Source organism: Thermodesulfovibrio sp., assembly GCF_049969575.1.
GTDB lineage: Bacteria > Nitrospirota > Thermodesulfovibrionia > Thermodesulfovibrionales > Thermodesulfovibrionaceae > Thermodesulfovibrio > Thermodesulfovibrio obliviosus.
In genome coordinates this window covers 22,290-47,680 of record NZ_JBMFOO010000009.1, presented here as the reverse complement: position 1 = coordinate 47,680, position 25,391 = coordinate 22,290, and the positions used below count along the sequence as shown (strand labels likewise).

Genomic DNA, 25,391 nt, shown 5'->3' with positions numbered 1-25,391 from the left:
GAGAAGGTGGAAGAACAGTAGGTGCAGGTGTAGTTACAGAGGTGCTGGAGTAAAAAAATGAGAGATATAATTCTACTTCAGTGTACTGAATGTAAAAGTAAGAATTATTCCACAACAAAGAATAAAAAAACTACGCCTGATAAGTTGCAATTAAAAAAATATTGCAAGCATTGTAGAAGACATACATTACATAAAGAAACAAAAGCTTAAGAATAGGCCAGTAGCTCCAACGGATAGAGCACCGGACTCCAAATCCGGGGGATGGGGGTTCAAATCCCTCCTGGCCTGTTCATTATGTTTTTTTGAGGTGAAAAATGATATCAAGGCTTAGGAATTTTCTTAATGAAGTAAAAATAGAGGCAAAAAAGGTTAATTATCCTAAAAAACACGAAGTAATAGCCTCTACATGGGTAGTAATTGTAACAGTAGTTTTAATCTCCTTTTTTCTCGGTTTAATAGATTTTGTTTTATCAAGAATTGTAACTGCGTTTATTAGGTGAAAATATGGCAAAACAGTGGTATGTGGTTCATACAATGTCAGGGTTTGAAGAAAAGGTTAAAGCTTCAATTGAAGAAAGAGTTAAGAGCAAGGGACTTGAGGATAAAATTTCAAGAATCCTGATTCCCACTGAAAAGATAATTGAAGTCAAAGGGAAAAAGAAAAAAGAACAGGAAAAGAAATTTTATCCCGGATATATTCTTGTAGAGATGGAACTAAATGAAGATACATGGCATTTGATAAGAACCACTCAGAGAGTAACAGGATTTGTTGGCGGTAAAAAACCTTCACCTATTCCAGAAGAAGAAGTAGAAATGATTCTGCAGCAACTGGAAAAAGGCAGGGCTCCACAAATAAAAACTCATTTTGAAAAAGGAGAAACAGTTAGAATTACCGATGGTCCATTTACTAATTTTACAGGATATATTGATGAAGTAGATTCTGAACATGAAAGAGTTAAGGTTATGGTAAGCATTTTTGGTAGACAGACACCTGTAGAACTTAATTTTTCACAGGTTGAAAAGGTTTAAAGGAGGAACAAATTATGGCAAAAAAGGAAGTAACAGCACAGGTAAAACTTGTAATACCTGCAGGTAAAGCAAACCCTGCTCCGCCAGTAGGACCTGCATTGGGGCCACATGGTATCAACATTATGGAATTTTGCAAACAATTTAATGCTCAGACGCAAAATATGGGAGATACCCTTATTCCTGTTGTATTAACTATCTACAAGGATAGATCCTTTACCTTCATACTCAAGACTCCTCCTGCAAGTGAGCTTATTAAAAAAGCTGCTGGGATTATAAAAGGTTCTGGTGCAACAGGAAAAGAAAAGGTAGGCACATTGACAATGAAACAGGTTGAAGAAATAGCAAAAACAAAGCTACCAGATTTAAATACAAAGTCCTTAGAGGCTGCAATGAAAATGATTATTGGCACTGCAAAAAGTATGGGTGTGGAGATAAGGGGGTAATATAGATGGGTAAAAAATTAGCTGCTGTGAAAGAAAAATTAGACACTACAAGAGAGTATACACTTGAGGAAGCAATTGATTTTCTAAAAGAAAATAGCTTTACTAAATTTGATGAGACTGTTGAGATGGCAATAAATTTAGGAGTGGATCCGAGAAAATCAGATCAGGTTGTTCGCAGTACTGTAGTTCTTCCACATGGAACAGGAAAACAGGTTAGGGTTCTGGTTTTTGCTAAAGGTGAGAAAGAAAAAGAGGCAGAACAGGCTGGAGCTGATTATATTGGAGCAGAAGATTTAATAGAGAAGATTCAGCAGGGCTGGCTTGAGTTTGATAGAGCTATTGCTACTCCTGATATGATGTCGCAGGTTGGTAAACTCGGTAAAATCCTTGGTCCAAGAGGATTAATGCCAAATCCAAAACTTGGCACAGTAACTTTTGATATTGCGAAAGCAGTAAAGGAAGCAAAGGCAGGAAAAATTGAATACAGAACTGACAAAGGCGGTGTTGTTCATGTTCCTATAGGTAAACTCTCCTTTGATAAAGAAAAGCTTGTTGAGAATGCTATAGCAGTTTTGAAATCAGTAATTAAAGCAAAGCCACCAACATCAAAGGGAAAATATATTAAAAAAGTAGTTCTTTCTTCTACAATGGGACCTGGTTTGAAAATAGATATATCAAAGCTTAAACTTTAAAACAGGCTTTGCCTGTTATTAATAATCTGAGACAGCAGGTGCCATGAGGCTTAATGGTACAGCCGCCTGCCGAGATTGAACAATGTTAAACAATGTTGAACAACTTTGAACCATATTGAAGAAGACCGCACCGCTGTCCGGGAAAGGAGGTATAATCTGAGTACTACAAAAGAAACAAAGAAAAAAAGAGTTGAAGAACTTGTTGACAAGCTATCCAAAGCCAAGTCTTTTATTTTAACTGATTTTCAGGGCTTAACTGTTGCTGAAGTTTCAGAATTAAGGCAGGCAATTAAAGACTCTGGTGGAGAGTATAAGGTATGTAAAAATACTCTTTTCAGGATAGCTATGACAGATGCATCTTTAAGGCAGCAGTTGGAAAGTTCCTTAAAGGGATGCACAGGCGTTGTTTTTGGTTATGATGACCCTGTTGTTACAGTTAAAAAAGTCCTTGATTTTTCCGAAAAGAATGAAAAATTTAAAATTAAACAGGGTGTTGTTGAAGGTAAGGTATGCTCTCCAGCAGAACTTAAGGAGATTTCAAAACTACCTTCAAAGAATGTCTTACTCGGTATGCTTGTTGGTGGAATGAGTTCTCCACTTAGTAAAATGGCTTATGCAATGCATGGAGTTACTCTTAAATTACTTTATGCATTAGAAGCATTGAAAAATAAGAAAGCTCAATAAAAGGAGGAAGAATTATGGCAATTACAAAAGAAGAGGTCTTTCAATTTTTTGACAATCTAACAATTCTTGAACTCAGTCAGTTTATTAAAGAGTTTGAGGAAAGATATGGAGTGACAGCAGCACCAGTGGCAGTTCAAGCAGCAGCACCAGGTGCCCCAGCAGCTCAAGCAGCAGCACCAGCAGCTGAAGAGAAAACAAGTTTTGATGTAATCTTAAAGGCAGCAGGAGACAAGAAAATTCAGGTAATTAAGGTGGTAAGAGAGCTTACTGGACTTGGTCTTAAAGAGGCTAAAGATTTGGTTGATGGTGCTCCAAAACCAGTTAAGACAGGTGTTTCCAAGGAGGAAGCTGAAACAATCAAAGCAAAACTTGAAGCTGAAGGAGCAACTGTAGAAATACAGTAAAAAATCTTAAAAAAAAGAAGGAGAACTATGATAAAGCCTTTAAGAGAGAGAATAAACTTCGGAAAGGTACCTCCACTTGTGGAGGTACCTTATCTTTTAGAGTTTCAGAAAAAATCTTTTGAAAAATTTCTTCAAAAAGATGTTCCACCAGAGGAAAGAGCAGATGAGGGGCTTCAATCAGCTTTAAACAGTGTTTTCCCAATAAGTGATTACAATGGAACAACTACAATAGAGTTTATTTCCTACTCAGTTGGAGAACCGAAGCTCAGCCCTTATGAATGTATGGTTAAGGGATTAACTTATTCAGTTCCTATAAAAATGAAGGTTCGTTTAAATATATGGGATAAAGATGAAGAGGGAAGGAAGTTTCTCAAAGAATCAAGACAACAGGAAGTTTTTCTTGGCGACCTTCCAATGATGACAGAGACCGGTAGCTTTATAATAAACGGAGTTGAGAGAGTTATTGTTAGCCAGTTGCACAGGTCTCCTGGTGTTTATTTTGCGCCAGATAGAAGTAAAAGCAGAATAAGCGGAAGATTTCTTTACTCTGCAAGAATTATTCCTGTAAGAGGCTCCTGGCTTGATTTTGAGTTTGACTCAAAGGATCTTCTTTATGTGAGAATTGACAAGAGAAAAAAACTTCCAGCCACCATTGTTCTTAAGGCATTGGGATATACAAATGAAGATCTGTTGAAAATTTTTTACCCCATAGAGGAAATAAGAATTAAAGACGAAACCTTCACCAGAGTTGTAAGTGATATTTTGATGGGAGTTAGAACAAAAATAGATATTGTTGGTCCTGATGGCGAGATTATAGTAAAGGAAGGCAGTAAAATTACGAGGTATGCACTGAAAAAAATTAAAGAAGCAGGAATCCAGGAAATACCAATTTCAAAAAGTGAAATCATAGGGAGAATAACTCTTTCAGATATTGTTGATCCTGAAACAGGTGAAGTTATAGTTGACAGTAATAAAGAGATTACAGAAGAAGCTTTACATAGAATTATAGCTGCCAGAATCCAAAAATTAGATCTGCTTTTCATAGATAATGTTAACTATCTTCCATCATTACGAGAAACATTGCTTACTGACAGAGTTACCAGCAAAAAGGATGCTTTAAGAGAAATATATAAAAAATTAAGACCAGGAGAACCTGCTACTGAAGAGGCTGCTGAGGAACTCTTTTATGGATTGTTTTTTGATCCAAAAAGATATGATCTTTCAGCAGTGGGAAGGCTTAAATTAAATCAGAAATTAGGACTTGACATTCCACTTGAAGTGAGAGTGCTTACTGACAAAGATATTATAGAAATTGTTAAATATCTTCTCAATCTCAGAACAGGCAAAGGAGAGGTTGATGATATAGATCATCTTGGAAACAGAAGAGTCAGAGGAGTTGGTGAACTTCTTGAAAATCAGTTCCGTATTGGATTGGTGCGAATGGAAAGAGCAATTAGAGAGAAGATGACAATTACAGAGGTTGAAACAGCAATGCCTCATGATGTTATAAATACAAAGCCTGTAATGGCAGCAATTAAAGAGTTTTTCAGCACCAGTCAGCTCAGTCAATTTATGGATCAAACAAATCCATTAAGTGAAATTACACACAAACGCAGACTCAGTGCTTTAGGACCTGGAGGACTGACCCGTGAAAGAGCAGGATTTGAAGTGCGAGATGTCCATCCAACTCATTATGGAAGAATATGTCCTATTGAGACCCCTGAAGGACCAAACATCGGACTTATAACTTCTCTTGCCACTTATGCAAGAATAAATGAGTTTGGTTTTATAGAATCTCCTTACAGAAAAGTGGTTAATGGAAAAGTTACAAATGAGGTTCATTATTTAAGTGCTCTTGAAAGTGAAAACTATGTTATTGCAGAGGCAACAACTCCTGTAGATAAAGATGGAAATATTATCGGAGAGACTGTTTCAGCAAGAGTTAAGGGAGACTTCAAAATGGTATCACGCGATGAAGTGGAATATATGGATGTCTCTCCAAAACAGATTGTTAGTTTGTCTGCTTCTTTAATTCCTTTTCTTGAAAATGATGATGCAAATAGAGCACTTATGGGTTCTAATATGCAAAGACAGGCTGTTCCTTTAATTCAAACTGAAGCTCCAGTAGTTGGTACAGGAATGGAGCTTTATGCAGCAAGGGACAGTGGCTGGCTTGTTGTTGCAAAAAGAGCAGGGATAGTAGAAAATGTTGATGCTACAAGAATTGTTGTCAGAGTTACTGAAGAAGGTGGTGGAGTTGACATATATAATCTTGTAAAATTCCACAAGTCTAATCAAGGAACATGTATGACTCAAAAGCCTATTGTTAAAGTTGGTCAGACTGTAGAAAGAGGAACAATTCTTGCTGATGGTCCAAGTATGGACAAAGGTGAACTTGCTCTTGGAAGAAATGTTCTTGTGGCATTCATGCCCTGGGGTGGATATAACTTTGAGGATGCTATCCTGATCAGTGAAAGACTTGTGAAAGAGGATGTTTATACTTCCATTCACATAGATGAATTTGAGATTGAATGTAGAGACACAAAGCTTGGTCCTGAAGAGATTACAAGAGAAATTCCAAATGTCAATGAAGAGCTTCTTAAAGATCTTGATGAGGATGGAATTATAAGAATAGGTGCAAAGGTAAAAGCAGGCGATATTCTTGTTGGAAAAGTAACGCCCAAAGGAGAAAGAGTTTATACTCCTGAAGAAAAGCTTCTTTATGCCATATTTGGAGAAAAGGCAGAAGATGTTAAAGAAAGCTGCCTTTATGTGCCTCCAGGAATTGAAGGAGTTGTTATTGATGTAAAAATTTTAACAAGAAAAGGAAAGGAAAAATCTCGGAGAGCCCTTGCTATAGAAGAGGAAGAGATAAAAAGAATAGAAAGAGACAGAGAAGATGAAATAAGAATTCTTAAAGAAACAAAGGCAAGCAGAATCAGAAAAATACTTCAGGGTAAAATTGTTCTTGAGGATGTTCGTAAAGGTGAAAAAATCTTATGCCCAAAGGGAAAAGCACTTACAGAGAAAGTTGTTAATCTTCTTGATGTAAATCAACTACTCAAATTGAAGGTAGAAGATCCAGATGTTAAGGCAGAAGTAAACAGAGTTAATAAAGAAGTAGAGCAACATATAAAGCAGATTTATGCAAAATACAATGAAAAAATTGAAAGAATCCGTAAGGGAGATGAGCTTCCTCCTGGTGTCAATCAGATAGTTAAAGTTTACATTGCAATGAAAAGAAAAATTCAGGTTGGAGACAAAATGGCAGGAAGGCACGGAAATAAAGGCGTTGTCTCTATGGTTCTGCCTGAAGAGGATATGCCATATCTTGAAGATGGAACACCTGTTGACATTGTGCTTAATCCCTTAGGTGTTCCTTCAAGAATGAATGTAGGGCAGATTCTTGAAACTCATTTAGGATTGGCTGCTAAGGCTCTTGGTCTTTATGTGGCAAGCCCTGTTTTTGAAGGTGCAAAAGAAGATGAGATAAAAGAGATGCTTAAGAAAGCAGGGTTTCCAGCAACAGGTCAGGTAACTCTTTATGATGGAAGAACAGGTGAGCCTTTTGAGAGGCCTGTTACAGTTGGCTATATGTATATGCTCAAACTGCATCATCTTGTTGCAGATAAAATTCATGCTCGTTCCATAGGTCCGTATTCCCTTGTAACACAGCAACCTCTTGGAGGTAAAGCACAGTTTGGTGGCCAGAGACTTGGAGAAATGGAAGTATGGGCTTTGGAAGCATATGGAGCAGCTTATACACTTCAGGAGTTTTTAACTGTAAAAAGCGATGATATAGCAGGTAGAACCCGCATGTATGAGGCTATTGTTAAAGGACATCCTGTACTGGAACCGGGAGTTCCTGAGTCATTCAATGTTTTAGTAAAAGAGCTCCAGAGTCTTTGTCTTGATGTTGATCTTCTGGAGAAAAAGAAAAAAACTTAAACAATGTTGAACAAAGTTGAACTATTTTGAACAATTTAAGGTAAGGGGGTATAAACCTTGACAGAAGATATTTATTCACTTTTTCAAAAACCTAAAAATCCAAGAGATTTTGATGCGATAAGAATAAAACTTGCTTCACCTGAAAAAATAAGGGAATGGTCTTATGGAGAAGTAAAGAAGCCTGAAACCATTAATTACAGAACATTTAAACCAGAACCTGAAGGACTTTTCTGTGCTAAAATTTTCGGTCCTATAAAAGACTGGGAATGTCTTTGTGGTAAATACAAAAGAATGAAGCATAAAGGTGTTATATGTGATAAATGCGGGGTTGAGGTAATTCAGAGCAAGGTAAGAAGAGAAAGAATGGGGCATATTGAGCTTGCTGCTCCTGTGGCACATATATGGTTTGTCAGAGGTGTTCCAAGTAAAATGGGACTGTTGCTTGACCTTTCTGTCAGACAGCTTGAAAGAGTTATCTATTATGAAGACTATATTGTTATAGACCCTGGAGATACGCCTTTAAAGGAAAAGGATATTCTCACTGAAGAGGAATACAAAAAGTATGTTTCTCAGTATGGCAGCAAATTTAACGTTGGGATGGGAGCAGAAGCTGTCAGAGAACTTCTTAAAAAAATTGATCTTGATGCCCTTACAAAGGAACTTAAAGAAAAAATAGAAACTGCCACATCTACAGGAATTAAGAAGAAACTTACAAAAAGACTCAAGGTCGTAGAAGCTTTTAAGAACTCAGGTAATAGGCCTGAATGGATGATTCTTGACATTATTCCTGTACTTCCTCCAGAACTGAGACCTTTGGTTCCTCTTGATGGTGGAAGGTTTGCTTCTTCAGATTTAAATGATCTTTACAGGAGAGTCATAAACAGAAATAACAGGTTAAAAAGACTTATGGAGCTTAAAGCTCCGAGTGTAATTATCAGAAACGAAAAGCGAATGCTGCAGGAAGCAGTAGATACACTTTTTGACAACACCAAGCGTTCAAAAGCTCTGAAAGCAGGCACCCGTAGACCTCTTAAATCCTTAAGTGACATGATAAAGGGCAAACAGGGAAGGTTCCGTCAGAATCTTCTTGGTAAAAGAGTTGATTATTCAGGTAGATCAGTAATTGTTGTGGGACCTGAACTTGATATGCATCAATGCGGATTACCAAAAACTATGGCTCTTGAGCTTTTTAAGCCATTTGTTTTTAATAAACTTGAAGAAAAGGGTTATGCAACAACAATAAAACAGGCAAAAAGGCTTGTTGAGCAGGAAAGTCCTGAAGTGTGGGATGCACTTGAAGAGGTGATTCAGGAACATCCTGTGCTTTTAAACAGAGCTCCAACTCTGCACAGACTTGGAATCCAGGCTTTTGACCCTGTACTTGTAGAAGGAAAGGCAATAAAGCTTCATCCTCTTGTATGTACAGCTTTTAATGCAGATTTTGATGGTGACCAGATGGCTGTTCATGTTCCTCTTTCTTATGAAGCTCAAATTGAGGCAAGAGTTCTAATGATGTCAGTGGGAAATCTTCTTTCTCCTGCAAATGGTAAACCTATTGTTGTGCCAACACAGGATATGGTTTTAGGAATTTACTATCTTACAAAAGAAAAGAAGGGAGCAAAAGGTGCAGGTAAAGTTTTTTCTGATCCTGAAGAAGTTATTCTCGCTTATCAGAGCAATGCAGTGGGAAAACATGCTCCAATAAAAGTTAGATTGAACGGACAAATTGTTCAGACCACAGTAGGAAGAATTCTTTTTAGAGAAATTGTGCCCGAGGGTGTTCCCTTTAATATGATTAATAAGGAGCTTACAAAGAAGGAACTTGGAAAACTGATTGAATACATTCACTATAATTTTGGCAAAAGGGATACGGTTTTATTTTTGAATAAGCTTGAAAAATTAGGATTTGAAGTTGCCACTCAGTCAGGAATTTCTATATGTATTGATGATATGCATATACCTTCAAAGAAGGCAGAGCTTATTCGTGAAGCAGAAGCTCAGGTAATGGAAGTTCAAAGGCAGTATGCTGAAGGATTAATCACCCAGGGTGAGAGATATAACAAAGTTATAGATATATGGGCGAATGTTACGGAGAAAGTTGCTGATGAGATGATGAAAGAGCTTGGAGCAGAAAAGGGCAAAGAATTCACTCCAGAAGAACTTGCTGAAAGGAGATCATTTAACAGCATCTTCATGATGGCTGACTCAGGTGCTCGTGGTAGCATTGCACAGATAAGACAGCTTGCTGGTATGAGAGGACTTATGGCAAAACCTTCAGGTGAGATTATAGAAACCCCGATTACAGCCAATTTCAGAGAAGGACTTACTCCTCTACAATACTTTATCTCCACGCATGGTGCAAGAAAAGGGTTAGCAGACACAGCTTTGAAAACAGCAAATGCTGGTTATCTAACAAGAAGGCTTGTTGATGTGGCTCAGGACATATTTCTTACAGAACATGATTGTGGGACAAAAGAAGGAATATATATCACTGCTCTTGTAGAAGGTGGTGAGATAGTAATGCCTCTTGAAGAGAGAATATATGGTAGAACACTGGCAGAAGATGTTAAAGATCCTTTAACAGGGGAAATTATTGCAAAAAGAGATACAATAATAGACCAGGTGGTAGCAAAGAAGATTGTGGATGCAGGAATTGATAGAGTAAAAATTCGCTCTGTGCTCACATGCAGAACGAAATTCGGTGTTTGTTCAAAATGTTATGGAATGGACCTTGCAAGGAGTGAACCTGTTGAAATAGGTGAGGCAATTGGAGTTATTGCTGCTCAGTCTATTGGAGAGCCAGGTACTCAGCTTACAATGAGAACCTTCCACATAGGTGGAGCAGCAACAAAAATCGTTGAACAGGCTGTGCTTGAAGCTAAGACTTCAGGAACAGTAAGGTTTAAAAATCTTCACTCTGTTGAAAGAAAGGATGGCTCGCTGATTGTTCTTAACAGAAATGCAATGATTGTTATTACAGATTCTTCTGGAAGAGAAAGAGAAAAATACAATCTTGTATACGGTGCTAAAGTGATTGTTAAAGAAGGTCAGTTTGTTGAAGCAGGACAGAGACTGGCTGAGTGGGATGCTTATACAACTCCAATTATTACTGAAATAGGCGGTAAGGTAGCACTTGGTGATATGGTAGAAGGTGTAACCTTTAAAGAAGAGACAGATCCTACCACAGGACTTTCTCATAAAATAGTAATTGATTATCCAGCAACTTACAGACCTCGTGTTACGATAAAGGATAAAGAAGGCAAAACAGCCAAGCTTCCTTCAGGAGCGCCTGCAAGGTATCTTCTTCCAGCAGGAGCAATTTTAATAGTTGACAGAGGAGATTTAGTAGAACCAGGAGATATCCTGGCAAAAATTCCAAGAGAAACTATTAAAACAAAGGATATAACAGGAGGACTGCCAAGAGTAGCAGAACTCTTTGAAGCAAGAAGGCCCAGAGAAGCAGCAATTGTAAGTGAAATAGATGGTATAGTGGAATTTAAAGGAAGTCAGAAAGGCTCAAGAGTTATAGTTGTCAGAGGAGCAGACGAAACAAGAGAATATATTATTCCAAAGGGTAAACATGTAATAGTTCACGATGGGGACTGGGTTAAAGCAGGTGAGCCATTAATTGATGGATCTATTAATCCTCACAGCATACTTGAGATTCTGGGTCCTACAGAACTTCAGAGATATCTTGTAGATGAAATTCAGAAAGTTTATAGACTCCAGGGTGTTTCAATACATGACAAGCATATTGAAGTGATTGTAAGGCAGATGATGAAAAAGGTAAGAATTGAAGATCCTGGAGACACTTCTTTTCTCATAGGTGACGAGGTTGATAGATTTACATTCATGGAGGAAAATGAAAAAGTTATAGCTCGTGGAGGAAGACCAGCACAGGCAAAGCCACTCTTACTTGGAATTACAAAAGCAGCTTTGTCAACAGAGTCATGGGTATCAGCAGCTTCATTCCAGGAAACAACGAGAGTGCTTACTGATGCAGCAATTGAGGCAAGGATTGATGAATTGAGGGGATTAAAAGAAAATGTAATTATGGGAAGAATTATTCCTGCTGGAACAGGCTGCCCAGTGTATAAAGATACATTGATAAAAGGTGACTTTTACAGTATGCAGATAGAACAATTAAGTGAAAAAGGGATTGAAGAAAACTGATTTACCCCGTTTTATAGCAGATGTAATGCTTGGAAGCCTGAGCCGCTGGCTCAGGCTTTTTGGTTTTGATACATTATACAGGAATGATTTTACAGATAAACAGTTGATAAAGCTTTCTTTGCAGGAAGACAGAGTGCTTTTGACCAGAGACATCGCTCTTGCTAAATCAAAGTTATTAAAAAAAGTTTTGCTGATCCAATCAGAAGAAATTAAGGAGCAGATTAAAGAAGTTTTACTTTCTTTTTGTTCTAAATTAGACCTTTTAAATCTTAAACCAAGATGTCCTGTTTGCAATGGAGAGACTGAGAGCATTAAAAAAGAAGAAATTCGAGGGCAACTGCCTGATTATGTTTTATTCTCAAACCAGGAATTTATCATATGCAAATCCTGTGGTAAAATTTACTGGAAAGGAACGCATAAAGAAAAAATTGATGAAGTGAAAAAAGAAATCTTGAAAAATTTAAAATAAAGTGCCTTTATTCTCAAAAACTTTCAAAATCCTCATTGCAGTAGGTAAAACCTGATTTTCAATATAGTAATCTATGTCAATTTTTGATGGATCGGCAAGCTCTATTGGATAAGCTCTTTCACTTATTGAACCAGAGCCTTTTTGAATTATATATCCGATAACGCTTCCTTCACCAACAGGAATTCCCTTTTCAAGCAATCTCTTCGCAGCTACTACATGAGGAGATATCAACTTATACTCTGAAACAGGTTTTGAAAGCTGCTCGTAGACAACCAGATCTTTTAAATCATAATTGCCTTGTCGTAAAGCTTTAACTCTTTCATCAAGGTATTTAAATGCTTTTGGAATGTCTTCCTCAATTAGGCATATTTTAAGAATCTCCTGCTGGGTAGCTCTTGCAAATTTACAAAGGTCTCTTCTGACAACTTCAAGACCTCTTATTTTTAACCTTCCTTTTTCATCAAGCAAAGCATATCTTTTTTTTGCCACACCTCCTATTTGTCTTGGGACAAATAGTCCTTTGACATAAAAATCTTCTAAGTCAAGCCTCATAAGCCCTGGTAGATTCTGATTTATTTCTTTAATAAACTCTTCAACTGCTTCTTTACTGTTAACTTTTAGAAATGCTGAATCAGTATCTCCATATATTGCATGAAATCCTTTCTCAGAAGCTTTTTTTAAAACTTCTTTAATCCAGTATCTTCCAAGAGCTGTAATTGCCTGAGCACACTCTTTTGAATACCATCTACTTGCAGGATATGCATAATAACCATATGAGGCATTTATGATTGTTTTCAAAGCTCTCTGTTTTGTATCAAGTAGTAGGTATTCATGAGAGTCTGGATCAAGTTTTTTTAGCTGTTTTTTTAATTCAAGTCTTTCAATCAAAAGTTCTTCAACTGCCTGAGATTCGAAACCTTTGCGATTTTTACAGAACCAGTAGGGAAAATCGGGAATTTTATACCCATTGTCTTTACAGCAACTGCAGTTAAGGGTATCAATTGAGATGTTGTATGTTGCAATTATTGATGGATAAAGAGAGGCAAAGTCAACAACAGCGATTCCTTTGTGAAGGCCCACCTCTGGTTCTTTTACAAATCCTCCTTCATAGGTAGTTTGCTGACGCTGTTTTATTTCATCAAACTTTGGCTGATTTGGAATCACTCTGTTTTGTTGTTTTGCCTTTTTAATATAATACCATTCAACAAGCTGACTATAAGGCATTCTTGATGTGTCAAAAAGAGACTGTCCTGTAATTCTTGTTAATTCTTCAATATCAGGAAGAAGCATTTTTGTAAGTTCATAAACTAATTCGCTATCTTTTAAACAGTATTTTGCAAGCTTGTCAATCTCATGCCCTTTATCCCATGCCTGCAAAATGTCTTCATATTCCATATCAAGTTTTGTATCACCGAGAAGTTCCTGTGATACATTTTTTAAAGTAAGCTGCTCACTTTGAAGCATTGGAGAAAGAATGTTAAAGACAAAATTAAATATATCAATATGAACTCTTCCAATAAGTCTTGCAGTTGTAAATCTTGCTCGCTTTGAAAGAGTTATTCCAGAGTTATCCCGTGAAAGAATACCGATGTCAACCTTAAGCTGTCTTGCCCTTTCTCTTAAAATCGGCATGTCATAAAGGTCTGTGTTATATCCAACAATTATGTCAGGGTCATAATCCTTGATGGTTTCAATAAAGTTTTTTATAAGTTCTTTTTCATCTTTTACTACGATTGTATTGATACTGTATTTTGCTTCCTGATATGTAATTACTTTGGACAGTCCTTCTCCGAATATTGAAATCATTACAATTGAAGGATTTCCTCGCTTGACTTCAAGCACTTCCATGTCAAAGGCAAGAATTTTAAGTTTTGGTGAAGCTCTGTTAGCCTTTTTAATGGATTTAACCTGATTGCCACGAATTTCAATATCAAGCCAGCTGAGGCAGGACAGACCTTTTTCAGCAAGATACATCCTGTATGCAGAGGTTTGGTATTCAAATTCATCAATTATTGAACCTGAGCCGCCTCTTTTTGCTTCAAGAACTTTTATGGCATCTCTTACTTTTTGTAAATCCTGATGCCTCTTTGTATAGATTTTTATAAAATTTTTTTCTTCACCGTAAAAAATTTTAGTTTCCTCAGTTATTTCAGTAACTGGAAGCGAATTGTCTTTAATGATTTTTTCAATTTCTTCAATAGCCTTTTCTTTATTTGAAGGAAGCACTAAAAAACAGGGTCTGTATGATGAATCAACAAATTTTTCCCTTTTTCCCTCTTCTGTTACTCCAAAAAGGATAATGCCCTCTGCTGAGTCATCTATGTCCAGTAGATAAAATAGCATTTGTTTAATTATACATGAAAGAGTTAGTAATTTTACATTTCTTAAAATAAAGATTGCATATGTTGATGTCTTTTTGGTATAAAATAATTAAAGGCTTCCTGCCCTGCTCGTGATGGAAGGGAAAGGGGATCCGGCAGTTAGATCCGTTAGGGAGCCAGCGTAGGTAGCGGTGTGCATGCCTCTTCGGAGGAAGCCTAACCTACCTACAAGGCACCCACTTGTCAGAAGGGGATCTAACTTTCCTTATCACACGGCAGGGCGGGGTTATGATGATGGTGGAGAGATCCACTTTAGATAGATGTAAAATTATTTAATTTTTTAATGTAATTTTTAAATAGATTTTATAGTTAATTTCTGTCCCATCATCATAACCCCTGTAAGCCTTTAAAATATATTTTTCGGAGGTTTTCTGATGGAACTTTTATATATTTTCCTTGCGATTGTCATTGGTGCTGTCTCGGGATATGTAGTTTATTTTATCCAAAAAAATAGACTTAAAGAAGATAAGATAAAAGTTCATGAAGAAGCACAGAGAATTCTTGAAGATGCAAAAAAAGAAGCAGAAACAATAAAAAAAGAAGCCCAACTTGCAGCTAAAGAGGTTGTATATCAATTAAAATTTGAAGCAGAAAAAGAAATAAAAGAAAAAACAAAGGAAATTAGTTATCAGGAAAAAAGACTCAGGCAAAAAGAAGAGCTTGTTGACCGCAAAATTGAGCAGGCTGAAAAGAGAGAAATTGAACTAAATAAAAGAGAAAAGGAAATACTTTCAAAAGAAAAACTTTTACAGGAAAAGGAGAATCACTATAACAAACTCATTTCTGAGCAGCAACAACTTCTTGAAAAAATAGCAGGAATGAAAGAAGAAGAAGCAAAACAGGAGCTTTTCAGAAAAATACAAGAGGAAGCTCGTTTTGAGGCAGCAAAACTCATTAAAAAGATAGAAGATGAAGCAAGGCAGGAAGCTGATAAAAAAGCAAAAGAAATCCTCAGTCTTGCGGTTCAAAGATATGCAAGTGATTATGTTGTTGATGCTACTGTTACTGCAGTAAGTCTTCCTAATGATGAAATGAAAGGAAGAATAATTGGGAGAGAAGGAAGAAACATTAGAGCTTTTGAGGCTTTGACAGGTGTTGATCTTATTGTTGATGATACTCCTGATCTTGTAATTCTTTCCTGTTTCGATCCTATAAGAAGAGAAATTGCCAGAATAGCTCTTGAAAGATTAATTATGGATGGTAGAATTCATCCAGCAAGAATAGAAGAGGTAGTGGAAAAAGCCCGGAGAGATGTAGAGTTGGCTATAAAAGAAGAGGGAGAAAAAGCAGTATTTGAATTTGGGCTTAGCGGAATTCATCCTGAAATTATAAAACTCATAGGCAGATTAAAATACAGAACCTCTTATGGACAGAATGTTTTACAACATTCAAAAGAAGTTGCGTGGCTCAGTGGAATTATGGCAGGTGAAATTGGAGCGAATGTAAAACTTGCGAAAAGAGCAGGACTTTTACATGACATAGGAAAGGCAGTAGACCATGAGATGGAAGGCTCACATCAGGAAATTGGTGCTATGCTTGCAAGAAAGTATGGAGAGAGTGAGGAAATAATAAATGCTATTTTGAGTCATCACGAAGATGTGGAGTTTAGCTGTGTTGAGTCTGCACTGGTGGCAGCAGCAGATGCTCTTTCAGCAGCCCGACCTGGAGTGAGAAGAGAAACAATTGAAAGTTATATTAAAAGACTTACAAAACTTGAGGAACTTGCTATGTCTTTTCAGGGAGTTCAGAACTGCTATGCAATTCAGGCAGGAAGAGAAATAAGATTAATTGTAAGACCTGATATGGTTTCAGATGAGGAGTGTGTTTTAATTGCAAAAGAGTTAAGTAAGAGAATAGAAAAGGAACTTAGCTATCCAGGTCAGATAAAAGTAACTGTAATAAGAGAATCAAGATTCATAGAATATGCAAAGTAGTGAAACATTAAATGTTCTTTTTATCGGTGATATTGTTGGCAAGTCAGGCAGACAAATCGTAAAAGCCATACTTCCCGGGCTTGTTGAACAGTATAAAATTGAATTTGTAATTGCAAATGGAGAAAATGCTGCTGGTGGATTTGGTATCACAGAGAATGTAGCTCAGGAACTTTTTTCATATGGAATTGACTTAATAACAACAGGAAACCATGTCTGGGATAAAAAAGAGTCTATTCCTTACATTGCGAAAGAGGCAAAAATTCTCAGACCATTGAATTATCCAGCAGGAATTCCAGGATTTGGAAGTATTGTAACTAAAACGAAAAAAAATAATATTATAGCTGTGATCAATGTTTTAGGAAGAGTTTTTATGAATTTGCTTGATTGTCCTTTCCGAACTACTGAAGAAGAAATAAAAAGAATCAGGGAGCAAACAAAATTTATTTTTATAGATTTTCATGCAGAGGCAACCTCTGAAAAAATAGCTTTTGCTTACTATTTTGATGGACAGGTAAGTGCTATAATTGGAACACATACGCATGTACAGACAGCAGATGAAAGAATACTTCCCAGAGGCACTGCTTATATTACTGATGTTGGTATGACAGGACCTGAAGACTCTGTAATTGGATTTAAAAAGGAAGAAGTTATAGAAAAATTTCTTACCCAGATGCCTAAAAAATTTGATGTTCCTTCCACTGCATCAATATTTTCTGCAGTAGTAATTCAGGTTGATAAAATCACAGCTACTGCAAAAAACATTATAAGACTAACACTAAGACAGTAGCAGTTTACATTTTCCCTTGTTTTTGATAATCTTAAATTATGAAAAATTTAATCATTGCTATTTTTGTTTTATTGTGTCCTTCTATTGTATTTTCTGAATATGTAGGAACAGAAATGTGTAAAAAATGTCATATCAAACAATACGAAAATTTTATTAAGTATTCAAGAATGTCTCGTTCCTTTGACGCAGTTGAGAAAATGAAGAATAAACTTACTGAAGAAGAATTAAAGGGCTGTTTTCAATGTCATACAACAGGATATGGTAAAAAAGGAGGGTTTGTTTCAGTAGAAAAAACACCTCATCTTAAAAATACAGGTTGTGAAGTATGCCACGGTCCTGGCAAAAAACATGCTGAGACAAAAAATCCCATGTTTATTAAAAGAAAGCTCAATGTTCAAATTTGTGAATCCTGTCATACAGAAGAAAGAGTCAGAGCTTTTAGATTTAAACCTCTTCTTTATGGAGGAGCTCACTGATGCTGGATTTTATAACAAAAAAAATCGGAAATAAATTATTAGTTGTTTTTGTAGCTTTATTATTTACAGTTATGTTGATTGAAATAATTTTTAGAATTTATTTTGGACTTCCAGACAGATTAATAATAGCAGAGGCAGGACACAAAAAAATGATGGATACAATTTTTGCCACGGTGAAACATCCTCTTACAGTAGGAGACAGTGATACAATTCACAGAGATTTTGAAGAAATTGGAACTAAACATACAAACATAGATGTTTACTTATGTGACTTTAACAAGCAAATTTCATTTTCTACTGATAAGAAAACTATCCACAAAAGAGTTGATCATGTAATTGATAATGAAGATTTTTCAAGGGCAATTAACAGATTTCTTAATGAAAATAGCGAGCTTACTTTTTCAAAAGTTTTTAAAGTTCAGGGTAAAAGAAATTTAATTTCAATATTTCCAATAAAAAACTCTCCTGAATGTTTTCACTGTCATGGCTCTTCAAAAAAAATTTTAGGTGCAATGGTAATGAAAACAAATGTAGAAGATGTCTATAAGACTGTGAGATATCAGATGATAAGGTCAATAATTCTCACAATATCTGCCTTTATTTTTGCAGTATTTATTATTAATTTAGTAGTGAAAAAATTGATTAAAAATCCTCTTAATAAATTAATTGATGCCACACATAAGTTTGCAAAAGGTGAAATGGTAACTATCATAAATTATCCAAAGGATGAAATAGGCAGTTTATGTGAAACCTTTAATTATATGGTTAATGAAGTAGCCAAATCAAAGATGGAACTTGAAAAAGAACTTACTCGCAGGGCAAAACTTCTTGAAGAAAGAGATGAGCTTGTTGCATTGCTTCAGAAAGCAAACAAACAATTGAAAGAGCTTGACACATTAAAGTCTGCATTTATAGCCAATATGTCTCATGAACTGAGAACTCCAATGAATGCAATAATTGGTTATACTGATTTACTTCTTGATGAAGTTGATGGTCCTCTTAATGAAGATCAAAAAGCTTCTTTAAGAAAAGTGGCTGCAAATGCAAGACATCTTCTTCAATTAATAAATGATGTTCTTGATATTTCAAAAATTGAATCAGGCAAAATTGAATTGAAACCAGCAGAAGTTCAGTTGAAAGCACTGGTTGACAGCATAATGGTAACTTTTGAACCACTTATAGCTAAGAAAGGATTGAGTTTTACATTAAATATAGAAGATGGAGCAGAAAAACTTTATGTTGATGAAGACAAAGCAAAACAGATTCTTATAAATTTAATATCAAACGCTGTAAAATTTACACATCAAGGAGAAATAACATTAAGAGCAAGAATTTCAGAAAGAGGCTTAGATAAAGCAGGAAATCCTCAGTTTGTTGAAATTTCTGTGAGTGATACAGGAATTGGAATTAAAAAAGAAGATCTTGACAAAATCTTTGATAAATTTGCCCAGGCTGATGTATCCACAACAAGGCAGTATGAAGGAACAGGTCTTGGATTAAGTATTGTTCGAGGACTTGTTGCTCTTCATAAAGGAATGGTTTGGGCTGAAAGTGAGGTTGGGAAGGGAAGCACTTTTTATGTTCTTTTGCCATTTAAAAAGGAGGTTTTTGACAAACCAGGTCCTGTGATTGAAGAAAAAATGGCTGAAGCACTTGCGCAGTATTTTGAAGTTCCGAAGGAAGTTTTTTTGCAAGACCCTTCTTATGAAGGCAAATCTGTAAGATGCTGGGATTATACTCAATGTGGACATGTAAACTGTCCTGAATACGGATCTGCTGAAAAGCGTTGCTGGCTTGTTCTTGGAACTCATTGTAAAGGGATGAAGATAGCTTCATGGCCAGAAAAAGTAGAAGCCTGTAGAATTTGTGAAGTTGTTCGTGATCTTGTTTTGCATAAAGAGCCTGTAGTAATAGAATCCATATCTTCTGATAGAGAAAAAGTTGTGGTTGCAATTGATGACAATCCAGATGCAATTGATCTAATAAGAAAGTATCTTGAAAAGGATTACAAAGTTATAGGACTTCTCAGCAGTGAAGACGCAGTTAATAAGATAAAAGAAATTAAGCCAGTTGCAATAACTCTTGACATAATGATGCCAATGAAAGACGGCTGGCAGGTTTTAAAGGAACTTAAACAGGATGAAGAAACAAAAGATATTCCTGTAATTATTGTTTCAATTATTGACAATAAAACCCTGGCATTCAGTCTTGGAGCAGCAGATTATTTTGTAAAACCTCTTGATGGACATTCTTTGCTTAGAAAGATAAAGTCCATTGAAACATATCGTCCAATTAAGAAAGTTTTTATCCTTGAAAGAGATGAAAAAACATTAAATGACTTAACAGGTATTCTTAAGGAAACTGGTTATGATGTGATATCTGTGAAGAACAGTAAAGAAGCTATTACAGTTGTTAAATTTCAGAAACCGGATCTTTTTATAATTAATATCACAGACCCTGAAGCATCTACCTTTGATTTCCTTGACTTTATAAAAACTTCAACTGATTTGAAAGAAATACCAGTAATTGCGCTTACGAATAAAGAATTGATAGAGGAAGAAAAAGAAGCATTAAATGGTAGAATAAAACAGGTAATAAATAAAGCTCTTTTTTCAGAAGAAGACCTCATAACAGAACTGAAGAATAGTTTAAAGAAAATAGGAGGTTGAATGTGAAAACAATTCTTGTTGTTGACGATAATGAAGACTCAAGAGAGCTTGTAAAAAAGATTTTGAAAAAACAAGGCTTTGAGATAATTGAGGCAGTAGATGGCGAAGATGCTTTAGCCAAGGCTATAGCATACAGACCGGACCTTATACTTATGGACATATCAATTCCAAAGATAGATGGTTATGAAGTAACAAGAAGGCTTAAATCAAGAATAGACTTTAAAGACACTCCAATAATAGCTTTTACTGCTCATGCAATGAAAGGTGATCAGGAAAGAGCACTGGAGGCTGGATGTGATGGCTATATTTCAAAACCTATTAATGTTAGAGAGTTTCCCGAGCAAATAAAGATTTACTTGAAGGAAAAATGAACGAGCAGAAGCAAACTATTTTAATTGTTGATGACAATATAGATACAGTAGAACTTTTGAGAAAGAGACTAAGGGCAGAAGGTTACAATACAGAAGAAGCCTATGATGGTGAAGAAGCTTTAAAAAAGGTATATGAAAGCTTTCCTGATCTGATAGTTCTTGATGTTATGATGCCAAAGATGGATGGATATGAGGTTTGTAAGCGTCTTAAAACTGATGAAAGAACAAGCTTTATTCCAGTGATTATGCTCACAGCAAAATCAGATGTGGAAAGTAAAGTAAAAGGACTTGACATAGGTGCAGATGATTATGTTCCAAAACCATTTGATTACAGGGAGCTATCAGCAAGAATCCGTTCTTTACTTGCCAGAAAAGAGAGTTCTCAGAAAGCGATTGAAGAAAAAAGAACAGAAGCAGTAAGAAAACTTATTGACAGTCTTTCCCATGAAATTAGAAATCCTATTGTTAGCATAGCAGGATTTGCGAGAAAAGTTTATGATAGTCTTCCACCGGGGGATCCAAATAAACCCTATCTTATGACAATTCTTCAGGAATCAGAAAGACTTGAAAGGCTTTTAAAAGAAATCTTGAATCTTAAAATGATAGCAATTGGCTTTGTGGAAAATGTTGACCCAAAAGTTGCCACAGAAGAGGTTTTAGATGAACTTGGCAGGGAAATAGAGGATAAAATGATTGAAGTGGAAACAGATTTCAGGGATGTATCACATGTTTATATAGATAAAGAACATTTAAAGATTGTTCTCCGCAATATAATAAAGAACGCTATAGAAGCAATGGAAAAGTCAGAAAAGCGACTATTAAGGATTTTCCTTGAACAGGCTGGCAATGAGATATTGATAAAGATTTCTGATACAGGTAAAGGAATCCCTAAAGACCTGATCAAGAAAATTTTTGACCCCTTTTTTACATCAAAAGTCTATGGTCCTGGTCTTGGGCTTACAGTTGCACTGACAATTGTTCAGTATTACAGAGGTTTTATTTCAGTTGAAAGCGAACCAGGGAAAGGCAGCACATTTATAATAAGAATACCTGTTAAGAGAGAGTAAGGTTGCTCAAAAACCTGCAAATTTTTGAAAATCAGAAACTTGCAATCTTTTTTGATTTGGTGCATAAAAAATCAAAGAGAGCCTTTAAATTGTATGAATAATTTAATGAATCTAATCATAGCAAGGCTTGACGGTGAAAAAATAAATTATCTCAGATACAGGCATTACATTGAAAAACTTGTCAAAGATGGAATCGGTGGTTTTGTAGTATTTGGAGGGGATTACGAAGAAATAAAAAATTTCATTCAACATCTTCAAAGCATGGCATTAGAGCCATTAATAATTGCCTCTGATATTGAAAGAGGTGTTGGACAGCAAATAAAAAATGCAACCTTGATTCCTTCTCAAATGGGAATCAGAGCAGGATTTGATTTAAAAAAAGACATGGCTGAGCTTAAAGCATTGTATTCAATTGTTATAAAGGAAGCATTGGATGTAGGAATAAATCTTGCACTTGTTCCTGTGCTTGATGTCAATACAGAGCCTGAAAATCCAATAATTTGCACGAGAGCTTTTTCAGATAATCCTGAAGTTGTTTCCCAATATGGCAGATTTTTTATAAAATTTTTTGAATCTCACGGATTATTAACATGCGCAAAACATTTTCCTGGTCATGGAGCAACTCGTATAGATTCTCATCTCGGTCTGCCGCATATTGCAGATAACATTGAAACACATATAAAACCCTTTAAAGAAGCAATTAAATCCCGGGTTTCTTCAATTATGGTTGGACATATAGTTGCTTCTGACATAAAGCCTGCATCACTTTCAGAAAAAACAATTAATGAATTGCTTAAGCAAAAACTCGGATTTAAAGGTACAGTTGTTACAGATGCAATGAATATGAAAGCTTTAATGGAATATGAAAATCCTCATACCCTTGCTATTATGGCAGGAGCAGACATAGTGCTGCATCCTGAAAATCCCTACAATGCTATGGAAGAAATAAAAACAGCTTATAAACAGGGATTGATTACTGACATAAGAATAAAAGAAGCCTGTAGAAGAATTAGCAAATTAAGAGAAAAGATAAAGAGAAAATTTCCGATTGTTAAACAAGAAAACGTTTCTTTAATTCACAGGGCATTTAAAAAAACAGTTACTGTTATAAAAAATGAAATAGATGATTTAAATTCCAGACAAATCGTTCCATACCTTACAGGAGCTTATAATGAGGAAATTAAAAAGGCATTTCAGAATTATTTTGGTTCTGCCTATGATCTCAAGGAATATAAACCATCAAATGCAATGCCTTTAATTGCGGCATTCACAAATATCAAAGCAGCAGGAAAGGAATATTTACTAAGTGAAAATCAAAAAACAATAATCAGAAAAATCATATCAAATAATAAAGCGATTGTTGTTTCTTTTGGCAATCCTTATGTTTTAAGTCCTTTTAAAAAGGCAAAAGCAATACTTACTGTTTATGACTCTCATGAAATTGCTGTGCTTGCTTTTCTTGATGCATTAAATGAAGGATTCAAAAAAACAGGCAAACTGCCTGTAAAAATTGAATGGATTGATGAATAAACGCTCAAAGGATCTCACAGTTGTAACAGTTCTTGGATTTGCTTCAGGACTTCCCTTTCCTCTTGTAAGTGGAACACTTCAAGCTTGGCTTACCACTCAGGGAATCGATATAAAAACAATTGGAATTTTGACGATTTTAACATTTCCATATAGTTTTAAGTTTTTATGGTCTGCCTTATTTGACAGATTTAGCATTTTAAGGCTTGGAAGAAGACGTGGCTGGATTATTATTTGCCAGATACTGATTTTATTAGGAATGTTTTTAATGATTACCCTTACTCCGACGCATCTTCTTGTTTTCAGCCTTATGGCAGCAATGGTGGCTTTTTTTTCAGCATCTCAGGACATCTCAATAGATGCTTACAGAACAGAAATCCTTAGCCCCAGGGACAGAGGCCTCGGTGCATCATTTGCAGTAACTGCATATAGAATTGCATTAATTGTTGCTGGAGGAGGGTGCCTTTTACTTGCAGACCATATTGGATGGCAGACTGCTTTGACAATAATAAGTTCACTGTTAATTTTTGGAATAATTACAACTCTTTGGGCAGATGAACCAGATGATATAAAAAAACCAGCTACCCTGAAAGAGTCATTTATTGAACCTTTAAGGGATTTATTGCAGAGAGAAAAAAGCTTTATTTTGCTGTTATCCATTGTTCTGTATAAAATTGGCGATGCTTACGCAAGTTCATTAAGTACAGCATTTTTCATAAGAGGGGTAGGATTTTCTCTCACTGAGGTAGGAACAGTTAATAAAATAGGCGGTCTTATTTCAGCAATTGCAGGCTCAATACTTGGTGGTTTTTTACTAAGAAAAATAAGTCTTTACAAAGCATTGATTTCATTTGGACTGCTTCAGGCAGCATCAAATCTTATGTTTATGGCTCTGGCATTAGCAGGCAAAAACTTTGTATTGTTTGTTCTTACAGTAGTGATTGAAAATTTCACAGGTGGGATGGGAACAACAGCATTTTTAGCACTTCTAATGGGCTTGTGCAACCGTAGTTTTGCTGCAACACAGTATGCACTTCTTTCATCACTGGCATCTTTTGGAAGAGTGATTATAAGTCCTACAGCAGGTTTTATTGTTGAAAACACTGGCTGGCCAGCCTTTTATTTTTTGACCTTCCTTGTAGCAATTCCAGGAATTTTATTAATTATCAGTTTAAAGAGTCTGTTTAATAAAAATTGAACTATTGATGAACTGTGATATAATATTTTTATGAACGACATTTTTGAAATAATAAAATCAAGAAGAAGCATAAGGAAATATAAATCTGATGCTCCGCCAGAAGAGTTAATAAAAAAATGCATTGAGGCAGCTCTTTATGCTCCCTCTGCAAGAAACTCCCAGCCATGGTATTTTATTATCGTTAAGGATAGAGAAACAATTCAAAAATTAAGCAAAGCCCAGCCCTTTACAAAGTTTATTGAAGGTGCGCCCTATGTTATTGTAGCATTGGCTGATGAAAAGAAAAGCAATCACTGGCTTGAAGATCTAGGATGTGCTATTATGGCTCTCTTGCTTGAGGCTCACAGTCTTGGATTGGGTGCCTGCTGGGGTGCTATTTACAATCCTGAAAACAGAGAAAGGGAAAACTATGTAAGAGGAATTCTTAATATTCCTGAAAATTTAAGGATAATTTCATGTATCGGAATAGGCTATCCTGATGATACCCCACAACCTAAAAAAGTAAAATCCCTTGATGAAGCCATCATAAAAATTGTCTGAAAAATTTATTTATACAGTTGGCACAAGCAATCGTTCAATTGAGGAATTCATTGAGATTTTAAAAACTTACAGGATAAAAACTGTAATTGATGTGCGGAGTTTTCCAGTCTCAAAGAAGTTTCCCCATTTCAGTAAAGATAGTTTATCTAAGATTTTGAATAACGAAGGATTTGACTATATTTATCTTGGCAGAGAACTTGGTGGATTCAGAAAAGGTGGCTACGAAGCCTACATGAACACTGAAGAGTTTAAAAACGGCATTGAAAAGCTTGAAGAAATTGCAGATAAAAGTTTATCTGTGTTTTTCTGTGCTGAAAAGCTTTTCTTTCGCTGTCATAGAAGATTTATTTCAGAAATACTTTCAGAAAGAGGCTGGAGAGTGGTATGCTTCTACTCTATTTTTACCAAGCATTTTAGCTTTGTACAGTGCTTTATCTGATTTTTCTATATTTTTTGAAATTTTTTCGTTAGGTTCATATTGCGAGACTCCAATGCTGACAGTAATTTTTAAATCAGGATTTTTTTCAAATTTTAATTTCTCTATAGCTTTTCTCAATCTTTCACCCAAGGCTTTTCCTTCTACAAAACCGCACCTATAA

The 25,391-nt window shown here is 35.7% G+C and carries 22 protein-coding genes, 1 tRNA gene and 1 other RNA gene; 22 read left to right on the top strand and 2 right to left on the bottom strand.

Going from position 1 to position 25,391, the window contains the following annotated elements:
• The first annotated feature begins 57 nt into the window (after positions 1-57).
• The 11 genes from rpmG (at position 58) to ACP5O9_RS03565 (ending at position 11,842) form a co-directional block, all read left to right on the top strand.
• A complete protein-coding gene (gene rpmG / locus ACP5O9_RS03615) occupies positions 58-210 on the top strand; it encodes a 50S ribosomal protein L33 (protein ID WP_353684207.1) in 153 nt (50 codons plus the stop codon).
• Between the two features lie 4 nt (positions 211-214).
• A tRNA-Trp gene (locus ACP5O9_RS03610) sits at positions 215-288 on the top strand.
• 26 nt (positions 289-314) lie between these two features.
• Positions 315-500, top strand: a complete 186-nt coding sequence (secE, locus tag ACP5O9_RS03605; RefSeq protein WP_353685802.1) for a preprotein translocase subunit SecE — start codon at positions 315-317, stop codon at positions 498-500.
• A 4-nt stretch (positions 501-504) separates the two neighbouring features.
• Entirely contained in the window at positions 505-1,029 is a 525-nt protein-coding gene (nusG, locus tag ACP5O9_RS03600) for a transcription termination/antitermination protein NusG (protein ID WP_353685801.1), read from the top strand.
• Positions 1,030-1,043: 14 nt separating this feature from the next.
• Positions 1,044-1,472: a 50S ribosomal protein L11 gene (gene rplK / locus ACP5O9_RS03595; RefSeq protein WP_353684210.1), complete on the top strand. Its 429-nt coding sequence runs from the start codon at positions 1,044-1,046 to the stop codon at positions 1,470-1,472.
• Positions 1,473-1,477: 5 nt separating this feature from the next.
• Positions 1,478-2,164, top strand: coding sequence for a 50S ribosomal protein L1 (gene rplA, locus ACP5O9_RS03590; RefSeq protein ID WP_424905179.1), 687 nt, complete (start codon positions 1,478-1,480; stop codon positions 2,162-2,164).
• 105 nt (positions 2,165-2,269) lie between these two features.
• A complete protein-coding gene (gene rplJ, locus ACP5O9_RS03585) occupies positions 2,270-2,848 on the top strand; it encodes a 50S ribosomal protein L10 (protein WP_353685799.1) in 579 nt (192 codons plus the stop codon).
• Between the two features lie 14 nt (positions 2,849-2,862).
• On the top strand, positions 2,863-3,252 hold the full coding sequence (rplL, locus tag ACP5O9_RS03580) for a 50S ribosomal protein L7/L12 (protein WP_353685798.1): 390 nt from the start codon (positions 2,863-2,865) through the stop codon (positions 3,250-3,252).
• Between the two features lie 27 nt (positions 3,253-3,279).
• Positions 3,280-7,200, top strand: a complete 3,921-nt coding sequence (gene rpoB, locus ACP5O9_RS03575) for a DNA-directed RNA polymerase subunit beta (protein WP_353685797.1) — start codon at positions 3,280-3,282, stop codon at positions 7,198-7,200.
• Positions 7,201-7,257: 57 nt separating this feature from the next.
• Complete coding sequence (gene rpoC / locus ACP5O9_RS03570; protein ID WP_428723445.1) at positions 7,258-11,373, top strand: DNA-directed RNA polymerase subunit beta'; 4,116 nt, start codon at positions 7,258-7,260, stop codon at positions 11,371-11,373.
• A complete protein-coding gene (locus ACP5O9_RS03565; RefSeq protein WP_353685795.1) occupies positions 11,348-11,842 on the top strand; it encodes a Mut7-C RNAse domain-containing protein in 495 nt (164 codons plus the stop codon). The genes rpoC and ACP5O9_RS03565 overlap by 26 nt, the downstream gene beginning before the upstream one ends.
• On the opposite strand, the gene ACP5O9_RS03560 is transcribed toward ACP5O9_RS03565, so the two are convergent.
• Positions 11,834-14,185 (bottom strand): DNA-directed DNA polymerase, encoded by a 2,352-nt coding sequence (locus tag ACP5O9_RS03560; RefSeq protein ID WP_428723444.1) that lies wholly within the window; start codon positions 14,183-14,185, stop codon positions 11,834-11,836. The genes ACP5O9_RS03565 and ACP5O9_RS03560 overlap by 9 nt on opposite strands.
• Before the next feature lie 92 nt (positions 14,186-14,277).
• Between ACP5O9_RS03560 and ssrS the strand changes: the two genes are divergently transcribed.
• The 11 genes from ssrS to ACP5O9_RS03505 all read left to right on the top strand — a co-directional run bounded on the left by ssrS (position 14,278) and on the right by ACP5O9_RS03505 (position 25,231).
• Positions 14,278-14,454: non-coding RNA, 6S RNA (gene ssrS, locus ACP5O9_RS03555), on the top strand.
• 143 nt (positions 14,455-14,597) lie between these two features.
• Complete coding sequence (gene rny, locus ACP5O9_RS03550; RefSeq protein ID WP_428723443.1) at positions 14,598-16,157, top strand: ribonuclease Y; 1,560 nt, start codon at positions 14,598-14,600, stop codon at positions 16,155-16,157.
• Positions 16,147-16,944: a TIGR00282 family metallophosphoesterase gene (locus tag ACP5O9_RS03545; protein WP_353685792.1), complete on the top strand. Its 798-nt coding sequence runs from the start codon at positions 16,147-16,149 to the stop codon at positions 16,942-16,944. Before rny ends, ACP5O9_RS03545 begins: the two co-directional genes overlap by 11 nt.
• A gap of 38 nt (positions 16,945-16,982) precedes the next feature.
• Positions 16,983-17,420 (top strand): cytochrome c family protein, encoded by a 438-nt coding sequence (locus ACP5O9_RS03540; protein ID WP_424905172.1) that lies wholly within the window; start codon positions 16,983-16,985, stop codon positions 17,418-17,420.
• Entirely contained in the window at positions 17,420-20,089 is a 2,670-nt protein-coding gene (locus tag ACP5O9_RS03535; protein ID WP_428723442.1) for an ATP-binding response regulator, read from the top strand. The genes ACP5O9_RS03540 and ACP5O9_RS03535 overlap by 1 nt, the downstream gene beginning before the upstream one ends.
• 2 nt (positions 20,090-20,091) lie before the next feature.
• Positions 20,092-20,460: a response regulator gene (locus ACP5O9_RS03530; protein ID WP_353685789.1), complete on the top strand. Its 369-nt coding sequence runs from the start codon at positions 20,092-20,094 to the stop codon at positions 20,458-20,460.
• A complete protein-coding gene (locus tag ACP5O9_RS03525; RefSeq protein WP_353685788.1) occupies positions 20,457-21,527 on the top strand; it encodes an ATP-binding response regulator in 1,071 nt (356 codons plus the stop codon). The genes ACP5O9_RS03530 and ACP5O9_RS03525 overlap by 4 nt, the downstream gene beginning before the upstream one ends.
• 105 nt (positions 21,528-21,632) lie before the next feature.
• Positions 21,633-23,057 (top strand): glycoside hydrolase family 3 protein, encoded by a 1,425-nt coding sequence (locus ACP5O9_RS03520; RefSeq protein ID WP_428723441.1) that lies wholly within the window; start codon positions 21,633-21,635, stop codon positions 23,055-23,057.
• Positions 23,050-24,252 (top strand): AmpG family muropeptide MFS transporter, encoded by a 1,203-nt coding sequence (locus tag ACP5O9_RS03515; protein WP_424905169.1) that lies wholly within the window; start codon positions 23,050-23,052, stop codon positions 24,250-24,252. The genes ACP5O9_RS03520 and ACP5O9_RS03515 overlap by 8 nt, the downstream gene beginning before the upstream one ends.
• A 30-nt stretch (positions 24,253-24,282) precedes the next feature.
• Positions 24,283-24,792 carry a nitroreductase family protein gene (locus ACP5O9_RS03510; RefSeq protein ID WP_353685785.1) on the top strand — a complete coding sequence of 170 codons (510 nt, stop codon included), beginning with the start codon at positions 24,283-24,285 and terminating at the stop codon, positions 24,790-24,792.
• Positions 24,785-25,231, top strand: coding sequence for a DUF488 family protein (locus ACP5O9_RS03505; protein WP_353685784.1), 447 nt, complete (start codon positions 24,785-24,787; stop codon positions 25,229-25,231). Before ACP5O9_RS03510 ends, ACP5O9_RS03505 begins: the two co-directional genes overlap by 8 nt.
• On the opposite strand, the gene ACP5O9_RS03500 is transcribed toward ACP5O9_RS03505, so the two are convergent.
• A complete protein-coding gene (locus tag ACP5O9_RS03500; protein ID WP_424905180.1) occupies positions 25,154-25,348 on the bottom strand; it encodes a diguanylate cyclase domain-containing protein in 195 nt (64 codons plus the stop codon). The two genes, ACP5O9_RS03505 and ACP5O9_RS03500, sit on opposite strands and share 78 nt — an antisense overlap.
• Between the last annotated feature and the right edge of the window lie 43 nt (positions 25,349-25,391).

Bases quoted from the DNA above. Each gene is read 5' to 3' on its own strand.
- rpoB (WP_353685797.1), top strand. From the start codon at position 3,280: ATGATAAAGCCTTTAAGAGAGAGAATAAACTTCGGAAAGGTACCTCCA.
- rplL (WP_353685798.1), top strand. From the start codon at position 2,863: ATGGCAATTACAAAAGAAGAGGTCTTTCAATTTTTTGACAATCTAACA.
- ACP5O9_RS03560 (WP_428723444.1), bottom strand. From the start codon at position 14,185: ATGCTATTTTATCTACTGGACATAGATGACTCAGCAGAGGGCATTATC.
- rny (WP_428723443.1), top strand. From the start codon at position 14,598: ATGGAACTTTTATATATTTTCCTTGCGATTGTCATTGGTGCTGTCTCG.
- rplA (WP_424905179.1), top strand. From the start codon at position 1,478: ATGGGTAAAAAATTAGCTGCTGTGAAAGAAAAATTAGACACTACAAGA.
- rplK (WP_353684210.1), top strand. From the start codon at position 1,044: ATGGCAAAAAAGGAAGTAACAGCACAGGTAAAACTTGTAATACCTGCA.
- secE (WP_353685802.1), top strand. From the start codon at position 315: ATGATATCAAGGCTTAGGAATTTTCTTAATGAAGTAAAAATAGAGGCA.
- ACP5O9_RS03520 (WP_428723441.1), top strand. From the start codon at position 21,633: ATGAATCTAATCATAGCAAGGCTTGACGGTGAAAAAATAAATTATCTC.
- ACP5O9_RS03515 (WP_424905169.1), top strand. From the start codon at position 23,050: ATGAATAAACGCTCAAAGGATCTCACAGTTGTAACAGTTCTTGGATTT.
- rpmG (WP_353684207.1), top strand. From the start codon at position 58: ATGAGAGATATAATTCTACTTCAGTGTACTGAATGTAAAAGTAAGAAT.
- ACP5O9_RS03510 (WP_353685785.1), top strand. From the start codon at position 24,283: ATGAACGACATTTTTGAAATAATAAAATCAAGAAGAAGCATAAGGAAA.
- ACP5O9_RS03525 (WP_353685788.1), top strand. From the start codon at position 20,457: ATGAACGAGCAGAAGCAAACTATTTTAATTGTTGATGACAATATAGAT.
- nusG (WP_353685801.1), top strand. From the start codon at position 505: ATGGCAAAACAGTGGTATGTGGTTCATACAATGTCAGGGTTTGAAGAA.
- ACP5O9_RS03545 (WP_353685792.1), top strand. From the start codon at position 16,147: ATGCAAAGTAGTGAAACATTAAATGTTCTTTTTATCGGTGATATTGTT.
- ACP5O9_RS03535 (WP_428723442.1), top strand. From the start codon at position 17,420: ATGCTGGATTTTATAACAAAAAAAATCGGAAATAAATTATTAGTTGTT.
- ACP5O9_RS03540 (WP_424905172.1), top strand. From the start codon at position 16,983: ATGAAAAATTTAATCATTGCTATTTTTGTTTTATTGTGTCCTTCTATT.